The organism is Rhodococcus sp. 4CII (assembly GCF_014256275.1).
In the GTDB taxonomy this organism is placed as follows: Bacteria; Actinomycetota; Actinomycetes; order Mycobacteriales; family Mycobacteriaceae; genus Rhodococcus_F; species Rhodococcus_F wratislaviensis_A.
Window position 1 is genome coordinate 377,394 of sequence record NZ_JACCFE010000002.1, and the last position, 15,015, is coordinate 392,408.

Genomic DNA, 15,015 nt, shown 5'->3' on the forward strand with positions numbered 1-15,015 from the left:
CCCGCATCACGGAACGCGCCGAACGGTCCAGCCCGTGCGTTCCGATCGACTATGTTCGGTCGGACGTCCGGCGTGGCCGCTGATCCGTCCTCCCCTGGGGGCGGCCGATCACCCACCGGTTCACCGCCGTGATCTTGCATGCCTCGAGCCGGTCAGGGAACGTCGGGCCTCCCACACTTGGAGCGGCACATGCGTGTCATTCGTGCCCCGGCCGTGCCGATAGGCCCGATAATCGTTCCAGCACCGATCGATTCGTTGCCGGTGCACCGTCGAATGAGGTGCCGTCATGTACTCCAAGAAGACTGTTCTCAAACTCGCCGGCGCCACCGTCGCCGCGGGGGTACTGCTGTCCGGGGTGATGTTTCCCATCGCCGCCGGCCTCGGGTACGCGTCCAACCGCGCCGCCGACAGCGTCGGCAATTCCTCGGCCGAACTGGCCGACGGGGTGGTGCCGGCCGTGACGACCATGACCGACATCACCGGGAACCCGATCGCCTGGCTGTACGACCAGCGCCGATTCGAGGTCCCCAGCGACCAGATCTCCAACGACATGAAATTGGCGATCCTCTCCATCGAGGACAGACGGTTCGGCGAACACCAGGGGGTGGACTGGCAGGGCACGATGCGGGCATTCTTCACGAACACCACGACCGGTCAGATTCAACAGGGTGCCTCGACCATCAATCAGCAGTACGTGAAGAACTATCTGCTGCACGTGGTCGCCAAGACCGACGCCGAACGCCGGGCCGCGATCGAGACCACGCCGGTCCGCAAGATCCGGGAGATCCGGATGGCGATGACCCTCGACCAGGAACTCTCCAAAGAGGAAATTCTCACCCGGTATCTGAACCTGGTGCCGTTCGGCAACGGTTCCTTCGGGGTGCAGGATGCCGCCCGCACGTACTTCGGCATCGACGCCAAGGACCTGAACCTGGAGCAATCGGCGATGCTCGCGGGCATGGTGCAGTCCAGCTCCGCACTCAACCCCTACACCAACCCGGAGGGGGTGTTCGAGCGCCGCAATGTCGTTCTGGACACCCTGGTGGTGAATGTTCCGGACCGGGCCGCCGAGATCCGCGCCCTGAAGGAAACGCCGCTCGGGGTGCTCCCGAAACCGAACAACCTGCCCCGCGGATGCATCGCCGCCGGCGACCGCGGGTTCTTCTGCGACTATGCATTGCAGTACCTCCAGAACGCCGGGCTGTCCCGGGAGCAGCTCGAAAGGGGCGGCTATCTGATCCGCACCACCCTCGATCCGGCCGTACAAGGATCGGTGAAGTCGGCGGTGTCCGCCTACGCCGACCCGAAACTCCCGGACATCGCAAGCGTGATGAACGTCGTGCAGCCCGGGCAGGACCGACACCGGGTCCTTGCCATGGCGGGCAGCCGCAACTACGGCCTGGACGCAGCCGCCGCCGAGACGGTGCAGGAGCTGCCCTATTCACTGTCTGGGCACGGCGCCGGATCGGTGTTCAAGATCTTCACCACCGCAGCGGCCATGGAGAAGGGGCTGCGCCTCAACGCGATCCTCGACGTACCGGGCCGGTTCGATGCCTTCGGGATGGGTGACGGCGGCGCCCCCGGGTGTCCCGGAGGCGCCTACTGCGTACAGAACGCCGCCCCGTACCCGCGAGCACTGTCGGTCACCGACGCCCTCGCCCAGTCACCGAACACCGCGTTCGTGAAACTTCTCCAGGCCACCGGGGTCGATGCGACGGTCGACATGGCGGTACGCCTCGGCATGCGTTCCTACACCGACCCGGGCACCTCAGGATTCGGGGACCAGAGCCTGGCCGACATGCAGAAGGACCAGAATCTGGGGTCGTTCACCCTCGGCCCGGTGTGGATCAATCCGCTCGAGCTGTCGAATGTCGCCGCGACCCTGGCCTCACACGGCAAGTGGTGCCCTCCGACCCCGATCGACTCCATCGTCGACCGGCAGGGCCGGCAGGTCCCCCTCACCGAGCAGGCCTGCGAGCAGGTCATCGATCCCGGCCTGGCCGACACCCTGTCCAACGCACTCAGCAAGGACGACCTGCCCGGTGGCACGGCGTCGGCCGCGGCCGCCGCCGCCGGGTGGAAACTGCCGATGTCGGGCAAGACCGGGACCACCGAATCGCACATGTCATCGGCATTCGTCGGATACACCAACAACCTGGCCGGCAGTGTCTACGTGTTCGGGGACACACCGACCCCCGGCCAGATCTGCACCAGCCCGCTGCGCGCATGTGGGGACGGAAATCTGTTCGGCGGCACCGAGCCGGCCCGCACCTGGTTCAAGGCGATGATGCCGATCGCGAACAACTTCGGCCCCACGGCCCTGCCTCCGATCGACCCGCGCTACGCCGGCTGACCCGACGGCGCGGGCCGCAGGCCGGCGGCGGGTCCCACCCCATTGCCTCCGACGGACAGGTGGAGCAGTGTGAAACACGGGGAATTGACCGGCGACGCCGCGTCGGCGCCGCCCTGAGGAGAAGGGTGCCGATCGTGTTCGCACGCTCAACAACAATTCATGCGCATCCGTCGTACATCGACGCCGGGATCAAGCACATGCGTGACACCGTGATGCCCGCGCTGGCGGACACCGAGGGCTGCCTCGGCATGTCCCTGCTGGTCGATCGCGACTCGGGCCGGTGCATCGCAACCAGTTCGTGGCGGGACGAGGACTCGCTACGCGCCAGCGAGGGACCGGTGCTGAAGTTGCGGGACGCCGCGGCGGAGGTCTTCCACGGCACCACGGAGGTCGCGCGGTGGGACATCGCTGTCATGCATCGCGACCACCATGCGGATCGCGGGGCCTGTTGCCGGGTCACGTGGATCAAGACCGAGCAGGCCCACATGGACCGCGCCGTCGACGTGTGGAAGATGGCCGCACTGCCCAAGATGGAGGAACTCGACGGCTTCTGCAGTGCCAGTCTGATGCTCGACCACGCCGCCGGTCGCGGGGTGTCGTCGCTGACGTTCGACAGCTCCGAGGCGATGGAACGCAACCGGGAACGCATCGACGGCATCCGGGACGAAGGAGTCCGAGAGGCGAACGCCGAGGTGCTCGATACGTGCGAATTCGAGCTGGCCATCGCGCATCTGCACGTCCCCGAGATGGCGTGATCGTTCGTCCGACCGCTACGACGGCGGAGCCGGCCAGGGATGGTCGGGGCTGATGATCTTCACGATGTCGGCGAAGAGGTTCCACACGCCCAGCGGATCGACGTTCGAATTGACCAGCATCACCACCGTCTTGTCCTCGGGAGGAAGGTAATAGGCGTAGGTCTGATAGCCCGCGGTATTTCCGTTGTGTCCGATCCAGCCGTTCTGGTACTCGACTCCGAGTCCGTACAGCGAACCGGTGCCTTCCGACGGGGCGAGCTGAAATTGCTCCCGTTCGCGTTGAGTGGGCGGCGAGAGCAGCGTGCCCGTGGCCAGGTCGCGCGCCCACGAACCCAGGTCGTCGAGCGTGGAAATCATGTTTCCGGCGCCGAAGCCCCACGACGGGTTCCAGTCGGTTGCGTTCACCGTGTCGCCGTCGGGCGTTTTCGTGTATCCCTGGGCATGAGGGGACGGTATGGCCGCATCGGTCGGCACCGAGGTGTGGCCGAGGTTCTCGGGCCGCTCGATGTACTCGTCGATGTAGGCGTCCAGCGGTCGGCCGGAGACCTTCTCGACCACGAGGCCCAGGAGCACGGTATTGGTGTTGCAATAGTCGAACGCGGCGCCCGGTGCGAAGAGCGGTGGACGGCTGAAACTGATCCCGAGCAGTTCCTGGGGCGTCCACTGACGCTGCGGCTGACTCGGCAGCGCCGGGATCACCACGTCCGTGTAGTCGGGAAGCCCACTCCGCATGGCCGCCAACTGGCGGATGGTGATCGTGTTCCCGTTGGGGACGTCGGGCACATACCGGTCGATCGGGTCGTCGAGGCCGATCTTTCCCTGATCGACCAGTTGCAGCACGGCGGTGGTGGTGAAGGTCTTGGTGATGCTGCCGATGCGCGTGAACACGTCGGGCTCCATGGGGTCACCGGTGGCCGTGTCGCGTACCCCGAACGCCTGGACGTAGGGCGCGGCGTCGTCCTGCCACACCCCGACGACCGCTCCGGGAATCTCGGCGCGCTCCATCGCCTTCGGAATCGTGTCGGTGAGCTGTGCATAGGGCACGGCGGGTGGAGCGTCCGACTGACCGCATCCCGCCAGGACCGTCCACGAGATCGCCAGCACTGCCACCGTTCGCCGCCCCGAGAATGTCTGCGCCATCCTCTCCCCTGTCCCATGCCTGTTGTCGCGTGCCTGCAATGTCGGCCTGCCCGAAGCTTGCCTCATCTGCTGCGCCGTGCACCGGTTTTCGGGCGTCCGATGTGAGGCAAACGCCCCATGCGGCGACGGACACTGCGGACCGATGATCAGGGCATGACGAATCGAGTTCAGCAATCATCCAGATCGGCGGTCACGACCGAGTCGACAGTCGCACCACCGTCCGCGGGGCGGGTCCACGCTGTCGACGTGAGCAAGAAGGTCCGGGGGCGGCAGATCCTCCAGGAGCTGTCGCTGTCGGTCCAACCAGGCGAGTTGGTCGCCATTGCCGGCGGCAGTGGAGCGGGAAAGAGCACATTGCTCGAGATCCTCGCCGGACTGCAATCACCGTCCGGAGGGGAGGTCCGGCACGATAGCGTCGCGGGCGGTGCCCGTGTCGGCGCCGATTCCCGCATCGGCTACGTGCCCCAGGACGACATCCTCCACCTCGAGATGCCCCTGCGCCGCACGCTGCGCTACGCGGCGCGCCTACGGCTCCCCGCGGGCACATCGACGGCCGAAGCGGACCGGATCGTCGAGGACACCATGCGCGACCTCGACCTGGCCGACCGCGCCGAGGTGCCGGTCCGTGCGCTGTCCGGCGGCCAGCGCAAACGGGCCGCCATCGCCGTGGAGCTACTGACCCGGCCGCACGTGTTCTTCCTCGACGAGCCCACCTCCGGGCTCGACCCGTCGACCGCGGCCGACGTGATGCGCCTACTGCGCCGGCTCAGCCGGCGCGGGGTCACGGTCGTCCTCACGACGCACGAGCCGGCCGGCATCGACCGGTGCGACCGGGTGGTGTTCCTTGCTCGCGACGGCCACCTCGCCTTCACCGGCAGCCCGGCCGAGGCTCGGAGCTACTTCGGCGTCGAGGATCTCGCCGAGGTGTACGACAGGCTGGCCCGGGAGCACACCCCGCAGATCTGGGCGCAGCGGTTCACGGCCGTCGGCGAGGCATCGGGCACCCGGTCCGACGTGGCGCCACCCCCGGTCCCGGCACCGCGTGCCGACGTCACTCACGCGGGCCCGGTGCGGCAATGGTGGCTGCTGACCCGGCGCAATGTCGATGTCCTGCTTCGCAACCGGCTGACCCTGGCGGTCCTGCTCGGCTCACCGGTGCTGGTCACGGCGATGATGGCGACGCTGTTCCAACGCGGCGCGTTCGATCCGCGGGGCGCAGCCGATCTCGGCCCGGCCCAGATCGTGTTCTGGATCGCCTTCGCCGGATTCTTCTTCGGCCTGACGTACGGCCTGCTCCAGATCGTCGGCGAGATGGCCGTCTTCCGGCAGGAGCGCCTGGCCGGGCTCGGTGTGGGCGCCTACGTGGCATCCAAGGTGACGGCACTGCTGCCGGTGCTGGCCGGCATGAGCGCGCTGCTCCTCGGAGTGCTGCGGGCGCTCGGCCGGCTCCCCGCCGTCGGATGGGAGGTGTCCGCCGTCCTGTTCGTGACGATCGTGATCGAGGCGACCTCGGCGCTGGCTCTCGGGTTGCTGGCGTCGGCCGCTGTATCCAACGCCGCGCAGGCCGCCCTCGCCCTGCCGATGCTCTGCTTCCCTCAGGTTCTGTTCGGCGGCGCCATCGTCCCCGTCGACGAGATGGCCCTCCCGGGACGGCTGATGAGCCTCGGACTGTCCAACCGCCACGCATTCGAAGCCCTGGGCCGGGACCTCGATCTCGACCGGTACGGCGCCACGCTGCCGGCGATGTCCGCCTACGGCGACACCTTCCACGGGGGCACCGGCGCCAGTCTCCTCGCGCTCGCCGCGTTTGCGGTGGTCCTCACGCTGGCCACGGTGTGGGTACTGGACCGGCGGTCCCGGCCCGGCACATCCCGGCGATGACGGCGACGTGCAGACGTCACCTCCGCGCCACCGCGTCGACCGGGAATCCCACCAGACCCCGGTCGATTGCGGCGAGACTGGCCTGCGTGCGGTTGTTCACACCGAGCTTGGCGTACACACGTTCGACGTGGTTGCGTGCCGTCTTCTCGGCGATGAACAGTTCGGCGGCGATGTCTCGATTCGACCGGCCCTGCGCGACGAGTCGCAGTATCTCGACCTCGCGGTCGGTCAGGCCTGCCGGCCAGGGCGTCCGCCGCGACGGTCGCAGGCCTGCCGCCGCCAGCACTGCCGCCACCGACTCGGCGTCGAGGCGTCCGGTGCGCGCCTCCCCTCGCACCCGATCGGCGGCACCGCGCGCATCGAGGGCGGGCCGGTGCGGACGCGGCTCGAGCAGTCGTTGATACGCCTCCGCCGCGGCAAGCAGCCGGTCCTGCGCGGTCAATTCCGCGCCGCCGATCCCCCGGGGAAAGCCGGAGCCGTCGAGCCGTTCCCGGTGCTTCATCGCGACGGACACCACCGACTCCAAGCCGTTGACTCGGCTCAGTATCCGGCCGGTGAGGTCGGGGTACATCCGAACCCGTTCCCATTCGGCCGTCGTGAGCGGCCCCTTCTTCTCCCAGATCTGGTTGGACACTCCCATTTTGCCGAGGCTGTGCACCAGGCCCGCGCGGTAGAGCTGCGTGACATCCGACGTCGGCGCGCCCAGGTGCCGGGCCGCGCCGGCCACCAGATTCGCGACGCCGCGCGAATGCCCCAGGGTGAACGGCGATTTGAGATCGACGAAATCGGCCATGGCTCCGAGTAACTCGTCGCTCTCCTCGGCCCCGAGGGTTCGGTCCCGGTCCGGTGCCAGGGCCAGCGCGGCGACCCAGACGTCCGTCTCGAACAAGCCGTCCACGATCGCGGCCGCGTCACGGTCGAACACGTCCGCCACGGCCGGGCTGAACTGACTGCCGCGCCGAGAACGGAGGACGTCCTTGGCGTGTTCGAGCCCGCCCGTCCGCAGGTGCACCTCCACGACGTCCGCCACGTGCGCGATATGGATCTCGACCGGAATACCCTCTCCGCGAGAACCGTTGGGCAATCCACGGCCGTCCCAGCGTTCGAAGGCGTAGGCGAGCGCCTGTCCGACCTGCCCGTCCAAGCCCATCCGATCGGAGAGAACTCCGGCGGAACTGCAATGCGAATGGATCAGGGTGGCGACCTGGCTGCGAGCCGCGACGAGAAAGACGGCGGCACGGATGCCGCGCTCCCAGCCCGGCAATCCGCGTCCCACGTGACTGGTCATCAGCCGCAGGAACGGCAGGCCGGTCATGTCCACCGTGTACGTGTCGGCGCGGAAGGCGATGTCGTCACCGAAGAGCGCAGCGAGTTCGTGGGAGTCGGCGTGACAACCGATCCACCCGATCAGGTTGGCGTAGTACACGGTCGCCCGTTGTCGGGGGTCGAGTCCCATCCGCTCCGCGATCCGCGTCGCGATCAGCGACGACCGGAGCATGTGTTCCATCGGCTGACCCAGACCGAGGTCGATCGCCAGCGAGACCGCGGCCAGCAGTTCGGCTCTGCTCAGACCTTTGTCCGAGCCGGGCAGCCTCCCGTGCGGGTGCATCGTCCCATTCTCCACCCGCGCCCGGCCCTGTCGACGACGCGTTTCGGCGGGACGCGTTGTCGCCAGATTCGGGCACTGGCCGCCGCGCACACTGGGTAGGGTCCGATTCCATGGTGGACAAGGGGAAGACCCGGACCGTGGTGTGGGGCACCGGGAACGTGGGGCGGGCGGCGATCCGCGCGATCGACGCGCACCCCGAGCTCGAATTGTCGGCGGTGATCGTGGCGAACCCGGAAAAGGTCGGACGCGACGCCGGCGACCTCGCGCGTCTGGGCCGCTCGCTGGGGGTGGCGGCGACCGACGACGCCGATACCGTGCTCGCGGACTCCCCCGGCGCGGTCGTCTACGCCGCCTCCGGCGAGATTCGACCCGACGACGCGGCAGCCGACATCACCCGCGCGCTCGCCGTGGGGGCCGTCGTCGTGACTCCGTCGCTCTACGCGTTGTACGACCAGCGCAACGCGCCGGCAGAGTTGCGCGATCCGATCGAGGCGGCTGCCGAGTCCGGCGGCGGCGCCCTGTTCGTGTCGGGCGTCGATCCGGGATGGGGCAACGACATCCTGCCGATTCTGATGACCGGCCTGGCCGGCACGATCGATCAGATCCGGTGCCAGGAGATCTTCGACTACACGACGTACGACCAGCAGGATTCGGTGCGGTACCTCGTCGGCATGGGCCAGCCGATGGACTACGAACCGCCGATGGTCGCGGCGACGGTGCCCACGATGGTGTGGGGCGGCCAGATCCGGCTCATCGCCCGCGCCCTCGGCGTGGAACTCGACGAGATCCGGGAGACCCTGCTCCGGCGGCCGCTCGAGGAGACGATCACCACCGAACTCATGGGCGACTTCGAGGCGGGCACCCAGGGGGCGCTGCGTTTCGAGGTCCAGGGCATCGTGGGCGGCGAACCTCGCATCGTCATCGAGCACGTCACGCGGATCCACCCGTCGTGCGCCCCGGACTGGCCCGTGCCGCCGGACGGCGGGGACGGCGCCCACAAGGTGATCATCGAGGGCCGTCCACGGATCGAGGTCAATGTGGAGGCCACCGACGAGGGCGGCAATCGAGCGGCCGGCGGCAATGCCACCGCGGTCGGGCGCCTGGTCAACGCGATCCCGTGGCTGCGGACGGCCGCGCCGGGTCTCTACGACGCCCTGGACGTTCCGCTCGTCCCCGGTCACGGCAAGCTCGGCTGACAGCGGGAGGCCACATCGGTTAGCCCTTGCGCTAACCATCGGTGCGGTGAATACTTTGCCTTATGGCTCAGCATCCGGAGCAGCTGAACGGCATCTTCCAAGCGCTCGCCGACCCCACCCGGCGGGCCGTGCTGGGGCGTCTGAGCCGGGGCCCCGCGACGGTCAGCGAATTGGCGACACCATTCGACATGGCCCTGCCCTCCTTCATGAAGCACATCCATGTCCTCGAGGACACCGGATGGATCCGGACACGCAAGGAGGGCCGCGTACGGACGTGCGCGATCGAGAGGGAAACGTTCACCGCTGTCGAGGTGTGGCTCGCGGAGCAACAGGACCTCTGGGAGCGCCGCACCGACAGGCTCGAGCAGTTCGTCACCGAACACACCGTCACAACACCGACGAAGGACACATCGCCATGACCGACACCGCCCGACCAGATCTCGACCTCACGATCTCGCGCATCATCAAGGCGCCCCGCACGGCCGTGTGGCGCGCCTGGACCGACCCCGCCCGCTTCGAACAGTGGTGGGTCCCCGCGCCTGCCCGGTGCCGGGTCGTCGACATGGAGCTGCGGCCCGGCGGCTCGTTCGCGACCCTGATCAGCGAGGACGGCGGCGAATTCGTGCCGCACATCAGTGGCTGCTTCCTCGCCGTCGACGAACTCGAACGCATCGTGTTCACCAACTCGCTGGTCGGTGGTTGGCGGCCCGCGGAACAGCCGTTCATGACCGCGATCATCACGCTGAACGACCATCCGGCGGGCACGGAGTACCTCGCCCACGTGATGCACAAGAACACCGCCGACCGGGACACGCACGAGGAGATGGGATTCTACGACGGCTGGGGCACCGTCACGGAGCAGCTCGCCGAACTCGCCGAACGCGGCGCCTGACGCGGACTACCCCGCCGTCGCGAACTCCCCTGCCTCGGACCACCGTTGGCGTTCGGCGGCGAAGGCGACAGCCTGACCCGCCCGGAAGTCGCCGATCGATTCGGCGTTCGCAGTGAGGAACTGCTGGTGTTCGGCGAGCGAGAACGTGCCCTCGGTGATCTCGATACCGCCGCCGCGGCCGGCTGCGACGTCGGATCGCAGGTCCGTCAGCTCGTCCGGTTCGACGGGGTACCAGGAGATCCGGTCGAAAAAGCGCAGCAACCAGGGGGTGCCGTCCTCGAACGGTCCCGACTTCTCGGGATGCCGATGGTTCCACACCTGGGTGGTCCGGCCGACGAACTGGTAGCCTCCGGGACCCTCCATTCCGTAGATGCACAGGTAGGCCCCGCCGATGCCCACCGCGTTCTCCGGTGTCCACGTGCGGGCGGGGTTGTATTTCGTGGTGACCAACCGGTGTCGCGGGTCGAGCGGTGTCGCGACGGGTGCGCCGAGGTAGACGTCGCCGAGCCCGAGCACCATGTACTCGGCGCCGAAGACGGTGTCGAACACGTCGTCGACGCTGCCGAGCCCGTTCATGCGACGGATGAACTCGATGTTCCACGGACACCACGGTGCGTCGGCACGGACACCGTGCATGTAGCGCTGGATCGCCTCCCGCGTCGAGGGGTCGTCCCAGGACAGCGGCATCCGCACGGACCGGCTCGGCACCACGAGTTCGTTCGCCGCGGGCAACGCGTCCTCCGCCTCGCCGAGCAACGCCATCAGCTTCGGAATCGGCAGCACGTCGGGGTCGACCCGGACCTGGAGCGACCGGATGCCCGGCGTCAGGTCGAGGAGCCCGGCCGGCTTCTCGACCTCGAGACGCCGGTGCAGGGCGTGGGCGCGGGCCCGCAAGGCCAGGTCGAGGCTCATGTCGCCGTATTCGACGAGGACGTTGTCGTCGCCGGACCTCCGGTACGTCACGGCGGTGTCACCGTCGCGGCGGGCGATCACGCCGTCGTCGCGGTCGCCGGCGGTGGAGAAGACCGTCGAATGCCCGGCTCGCCGCGCGGTCCCGAGCGCACGCGGGGACGCGGCCCGGTCGGACCTGATCGGCACGAACCGCACCGTGTCGCCGGGGGCGAGTTGTCCGAGCTTCCAGCGTTCCGCGGACACGACGGTGACGGGGCACACGAATCCGCCGAGGCTCGGGCCGTCCGGCCCCAGGAGAATCGGGGTGTCCCCGGTGAAGTCCAGGGCGCCGACCGAGTACGCGTTGTCGTGGATGTTGGACGGGTGCAGCCCTGCTTCGCCGCCGTCCGTGCGCGCCCAGTCGGGCTGGGGTCCGATCAACCGCACCCCGGTGCGATCCGAATTGAAATGCACCTCGTAATCGGTCCGGTACAGCGTGTCGATGTCGGCGCGGGTGAAGAATTCGGGGGCGCCGTGCGGGCCCTCGGTGACCGCGATCTCCCACCGGCTGCACAGGGCCGGAACGTGTTCGGCGGGAACGGCGGTCGCGCGGCCGCCGGTGTGCTCGCCGACCGCGAGCACGTCGCCCTGCCGCAGGGTGCGGCCCTGATGCCCGCCGAACTTGCCGAGCGTGAACGTCGACGCGCTGCCGAGGAAGTCGTCGATGTCGAGGCCACCCTGGATCAGGACGTAGATGCGCAGCCCGGGGCCGGCGACCGAGCCGACGTCCAGGGTCCCGCCGGCCGGAACCCGTATCGGCCGCCACTGCGCGTGGAGCACTCCGTCGACGGTGACCGGGGCGGGTGCGCCCGTCACGCACACCGTCGTGTCCTCGTCGAACTGCAACGCGGGACCGGACATGGCGCATTCGATTCCGGCGGCGCCCTCGGCGTTGCCCAGTGCGGTGTTGCCGAGCCGGAACGACAGGTCGTCCATCGGACCCGACGGGGGCACCCCGACGTGCCAGTACCCGGTCCGTCCCGGGTAGTCCTGGACCGTGGTGAGCATGCCGGGCCGGTGCACGGTGATCTTGGCGCTCATGCCGGTGCTCCCGTCGGCCGGGTCACGATCATCCGCACCGGGGTGGGGTCGAAACCGTTGCAGGGGTTGTTGATCTGCGGGCAATTGGACACCAGTACCAGAACATCCCGCTCGGCGCGGAGTGCGAGGCGACGTCCGGGGGCCGACAGGCCGTCGACGATGCCGAGCGTGCCGTCGGCGTCGACCGGCACGTTCATGAAGAAATTGATGTTCGACACCAGGTCCCGCTTGCCGAGCCCCCACCGCGCGCCTTCCGCGAGGAAATTCTCGACGCAGGCGTGCTGATGCTTGGTGTGGTGCCCGTACCGCAGGGTGTTCGACTCCTGCGAGCAGGCGCCGCCCACGGTGTCGTGGGAGCCGACCTCATCGGCGACGAGTGTCATCAGGGCGTCGTGATCGTCGGTGCGGAGGACGCTTCCCGTGGTCAGGAACAGGTTTCGCTGCGCCGACACCGTGGCCGCGGCCGAGTAGCGCTGCCCGTGATCGGCGGCAGCGAAGATCAGCGTGTCGACGGCCTGGTTGCCGAAGAGATCGACGATCGTCAGGACGTCACCGGCCTCGACGACGGCGGACCAGGGTCCGCGGGCGCCGACCTGCTCGTCGCGGATCACCGTGCCCGGTACCAGCGGTGCGGTCTCGATGGTGGTGGTCATGCCAGCTCCCGTCCCTGGAACTGCGCGGCAGCCCAGACGTCTTCGGTGTTGAGGAAGGCGCGTCGGTACTCCGGGTCACCGTCTACGGGCTCGGCCACGTCGGCGCCGCTCCAGGCGAGCACTTCCAGCGCGGTCGTGTCGTACGTCGGTGACGGATCGAGGGGGTGTGCGGTGTTGGCGATCAGGACGATCACCGGGAGGTGGATCACGAGGTCGACCGCGGTGTCCGCGCCGGCGGATCCGATGCTGCGGAGCGACCCGTCCTCCCCCACCCGCACCCCGTGGAAGAACGACAGCGACGGCGGGAGGTCACGCCGCGCGAGTCCGTGCTTCGCGGCCGCCACCGTGAGGAGTTCACGGCCGGCCGGGGACGCCGAATGCAGGCTGCCGTCACCGTATTTCGCGGTGTTCGAGGCGAGGGACGTGGTGCCGCAGAGGGCGTCGTGCCGTCCCGACCCGTCCGACACGACGGTCGCGAGCACCCGCCCCTGATCGGAGAGCAGCGGATGCCCCGCCCCCGTGTACGCCTGCCACGGCACCTTCACAGTGTCGGCGACGTTGAGCCGCTCCCACGGCGCGTCCGCCCGGTACAGCAGCAGGTGGGCGCAGGCCCGGCCGTCGAGGTCCCGCAGTCGCAGTCGGGTGCCGCGGGCCAGCACCTTCGTGGTGTACCGGCCGCCGGGCACCGTCTCCGCCCAGGTGAGCCGGGCCGGATCGATACCGGACGGCAGGGTGGGCCAGGCCGACGCCGGGACCACCGGCATCGAGTCGGTGATCGCTCCGGCCTGGGACCGCGCGTGTTCCTTCGCGGCGGTGGTGGTGGAGGTGTCCGCTGAAGTCATGTCAGGCTCCGATCGTGACAGGGTTGGGGGTGGTGCGGCCGCGGGGGAAACACGCGATTCCGACCGCGACCACCGCGGCGACGGTGATGGGGGCGGCCCACCGCAGAAGGGGGTAGTCGCCGCTGGGGTCGAAGATCTCGGCGCGCGGCCAGGACAGGTTGATCACCATCAGCGCGCCGTAGCCGACCGCGAGGATATTGACGGGAAGTCCGAACCGTCCGAGCGAGAACAGCTTCCGTCCATCCGCGTCGACCTGCGGGCCGCCGTGGGGCCAGCCCCGCAGCCTGCGCAACAGGAGCGGCACGGTGACCATCAGGTACGCGAGGTAGATCAGGATGATGCACACGCTCGAGAGGGTCGCGAAGATCGCGGAGTTCCCGACGTTGACGGCGAGGATGCCGATACAGACCACCCCGATCAGGACGGACGGCGCAATGGGGGTCTGGGTGCGGGTGCCGACCCTCGACAGGATACGGGAGGCCGGCAGCCGCCCGTCGCGGGCCATCGAGAACACCAGCCGGGACGCCGCCGTCTGGATGGCCAGGGTGCAGACGAACACAGCGATCGCGACATCGACGAGAAGGAGTGTGCCCCAGGGGGAGTCGAGGATCGACGAGAGTACGTACGGCAACCCTTCGGCGGCCAGTCGCCCGTCGGTGAGGCTCGGTGCGGCCATGAGTGCGCCGACGATCATCAGCCCGCCGCCGAGCGCCGAGACCGAGAGCGCGAGGCGGATCGTGCGCGGCGCCACCCGGCGCGGGTTCCGCGTCTCCTCGGCCAGTTCGCCCGCGGAGCCGAACCCGACCATCACGTACGCCGCCATCAGGCCCGACACGATCCACGCCCAGCCGTACCCGGGTGACGCGCCCGCGGTGCCCGTGTCGAACACGACCTGCGGTCCGCGCTGGGCGTGGGTGAGGAACATGCCGATCACCGCGATGACTCCGACGATCTCGCAGGTGACGCCGATGTTGTTGATCCGGGACATCCAGTTGACGCCGATGCAGTTGATGAACGTGGTCAGCACGAGGAGGACGGAGCCCAGCAGCACCGCGTTGGCTGCGCCGCTCGCGGACGTCAACGTGCTGTCCTCACCGATGATCTGGAATCCGCTCCACACGGTGGGGAGGACGACCTGCAGGGCGATGGCCGCCGCGGAGGCTGTCACCATCTGCGCGAGGATCATGAACCATCCGGCGAACCAGCCGACCACCTCGCCGCCCATCCGGCGCGACCATTGGTAGATCGCCCCCGAGATCGGGTACCGGGCGGCCAGTTCGGCGAAGTTGAGCGCCACCATGAACTGGCCGGCGAACACCACCGGCCACGTCCAGAAGAAGGCGGGTCCGGCGAATCCGAATCCGAGTCCGAAGAGCTGGAAGATGGTGGTGAGGATGGAGACGAAGGAGAAACCGGCGGCGAACGATGCGAACTTGCCCAGGGAACGGTGAAGTTGCTGCTCGTAGCCGAATTCGCCGAGGTCGCCCGTGTCGTCGACGCCGGTTCCGCCCGACGGGCGGGGAGGTGCTGCCGGCACGTGCGCAGTCCTTGTGGGTGTGCTCAAGGGCTTACTCCTTCGGCGAGAGCAATATCTGTCGCTCGATAGTTTTCTCGCGGAAAGGCCTCCATGGGTGACGCGCGCGTATCCAGATCGCGGTCGGCCGTAACAGCATCGTTGCCTACGTTTCGGGAGCGTGACGAA

The 15,015-nt window shown here is 68.6% G+C and carries 12 protein-coding genes; 6 read left to right on the top strand and 6 right to left on the bottom strand.

Annotated features, from left to right (window positions below; all coding sequences use genetic code 11):
• Window positions 1–286: 286 nt before the first annotated feature.
• Together H0B43_RS02575 and H0B43_RS02580 are read left to right on the top strand one after the other, a co-directional pair.
• Window positions 287–2,353, top strand: coding sequence for a transglycosylase domain-containing protein (locus H0B43_RS02575; RefSeq protein ID WP_185729423.1), 2,067 nt, complete (start codon window positions 287–289; stop codon window positions 2,351–2,353).
• A 125-nt stretch (window positions 2,354–2,478) separates the two neighbouring features.
• Entirely contained in the window at window positions 2,479–3,108 is a 630-nt protein-coding gene (locus H0B43_RS02580; protein ID WP_185729422.1) for a hypothetical protein, read from the top strand.
• Between the two features lie 15 nt (window positions 3,109–3,123).
• On the opposite strand, the gene H0B43_RS02585 is transcribed toward H0B43_RS02580, so the two are convergent.
• Complete coding sequence (locus H0B43_RS02585) at window positions 3,124–4,248, bottom strand: serine hydrolase (protein WP_185729421.1); 1,125 nt, start codon at window positions 4,246–4,248, stop codon at window positions 3,124–3,126.
• A 153-nt stretch (window positions 4,249–4,401) separates the two neighbouring features.
• On the opposite strand from H0B43_RS02585, the gene H0B43_RS02590 reads away from it, so the two are divergent.
• Complete coding sequence (locus H0B43_RS02590; protein WP_185729420.1) at window positions 4,402–6,129, top strand: ATP-binding cassette domain-containing protein; 1,728 nt, start codon at window positions 4,402–4,404, stop codon at window positions 6,127–6,129.
• A 16-nt stretch (window positions 6,130–6,145) separates the two neighbouring features.
• On the opposite strand, the gene H0B43_RS02595 is transcribed toward H0B43_RS02590, so the two are convergent.
• Complete coding sequence (locus H0B43_RS02595; protein WP_185729419.1) at window positions 6,146–7,738, bottom strand: HD domain-containing phosphohydrolase; 1,593 nt, start codon at window positions 7,736–7,738, stop codon at window positions 6,146–6,148.
• Window positions 7,739–7,848: 110 nt separating this feature from the next.
• Here H0B43_RS02595 and H0B43_RS02600 point away from each other — a divergent pair, with 110 nt between their 5' ends.
• The 3 genes from H0B43_RS02600 to H0B43_RS02610 all read left to right on the top strand — a co-directional run bounded on the left by H0B43_RS02600 (window position 7,849) and on the right by H0B43_RS02610 (window position 9,826).
• Window positions 7,849–8,934: a dihydrodipicolinate reductase gene (locus tag H0B43_RS02600; RefSeq protein ID WP_185729418.1), complete on the top strand. Its 1,086-nt coding sequence runs from the start codon at window positions 7,849–7,851 to the stop codon at window positions 8,932–8,934.
• A gap of 62 nt (window positions 8,935–8,996) precedes the next feature.
• The gene (locus tag H0B43_RS02605; protein WP_185729417.1) at window positions 8,997–9,353 is read left to right on the top strand and encodes a helix-turn-helix transcriptional regulator; all 357 of its coding nucleotides are present in this window, start codon (window positions 8,997–8,999) and stop codon (window positions 9,351–9,353) included.
• On the top strand, window positions 9,350–9,826 hold the full coding sequence (locus H0B43_RS02610; protein WP_185729416.1) for an SRPBCC family protein: 477 nt from the start codon (window positions 9,350–9,352) through the stop codon (window positions 9,824–9,826). Before H0B43_RS02605 ends, H0B43_RS02610 begins: the two co-directional genes overlap by 4 nt.
• Window positions 9,827–9,832: 6 nt before the next feature.
• Here the strand turns inward: H0B43_RS02610 and H0B43_RS02615 are convergent, their stop codons facing one another.
• From H0B43_RS02615 to H0B43_RS02630, 4 genes are read right to left on the bottom strand one after another with little or no spacing between them, the layout of a single operon-like run.
• Window positions 9,833–11,818, bottom strand: coding sequence for a 5-oxoprolinase/urea amidolyase family protein (locus H0B43_RS02615; protein ID WP_185729415.1), 1,986 nt, complete (start codon window positions 11,816–11,818; stop codon window positions 9,833–9,835).
• Window positions 11,815–12,471 (bottom strand): urea amidolyase associated protein UAAP2, encoded by a 657-nt coding sequence (locus tag H0B43_RS02620; RefSeq protein ID WP_185729414.1) that lies wholly within the window; start codon window positions 12,469–12,471, stop codon window positions 11,815–11,817. The genes H0B43_RS02615 and H0B43_RS02620 overlap by 4 nt, the downstream gene beginning before the upstream one ends.
• Window positions 12,468–13,313 carry an urea amidolyase associated protein UAAP1 gene (locus tag H0B43_RS02625; protein WP_185729413.1) on the bottom strand — a complete coding sequence of 282 codons (846 nt, stop codon included), beginning with the start codon at window positions 13,311–13,313 and terminating at the stop codon, window positions 12,468–12,470. The genes H0B43_RS02620 and H0B43_RS02625 overlap by 4 nt, the downstream gene beginning before the upstream one ends.
• 1 nt (window position 13,314) lies before the next feature.
• On the bottom strand, window positions 13,315–14,877 hold the full coding sequence (locus H0B43_RS02630; protein WP_213015039.1) for an amino acid permease: 1,563 nt from the start codon (window positions 14,875–14,877) through the stop codon (window positions 13,315–13,317).
• Window positions 14,878–15,015 lie beyond the last annotated feature (138 nt).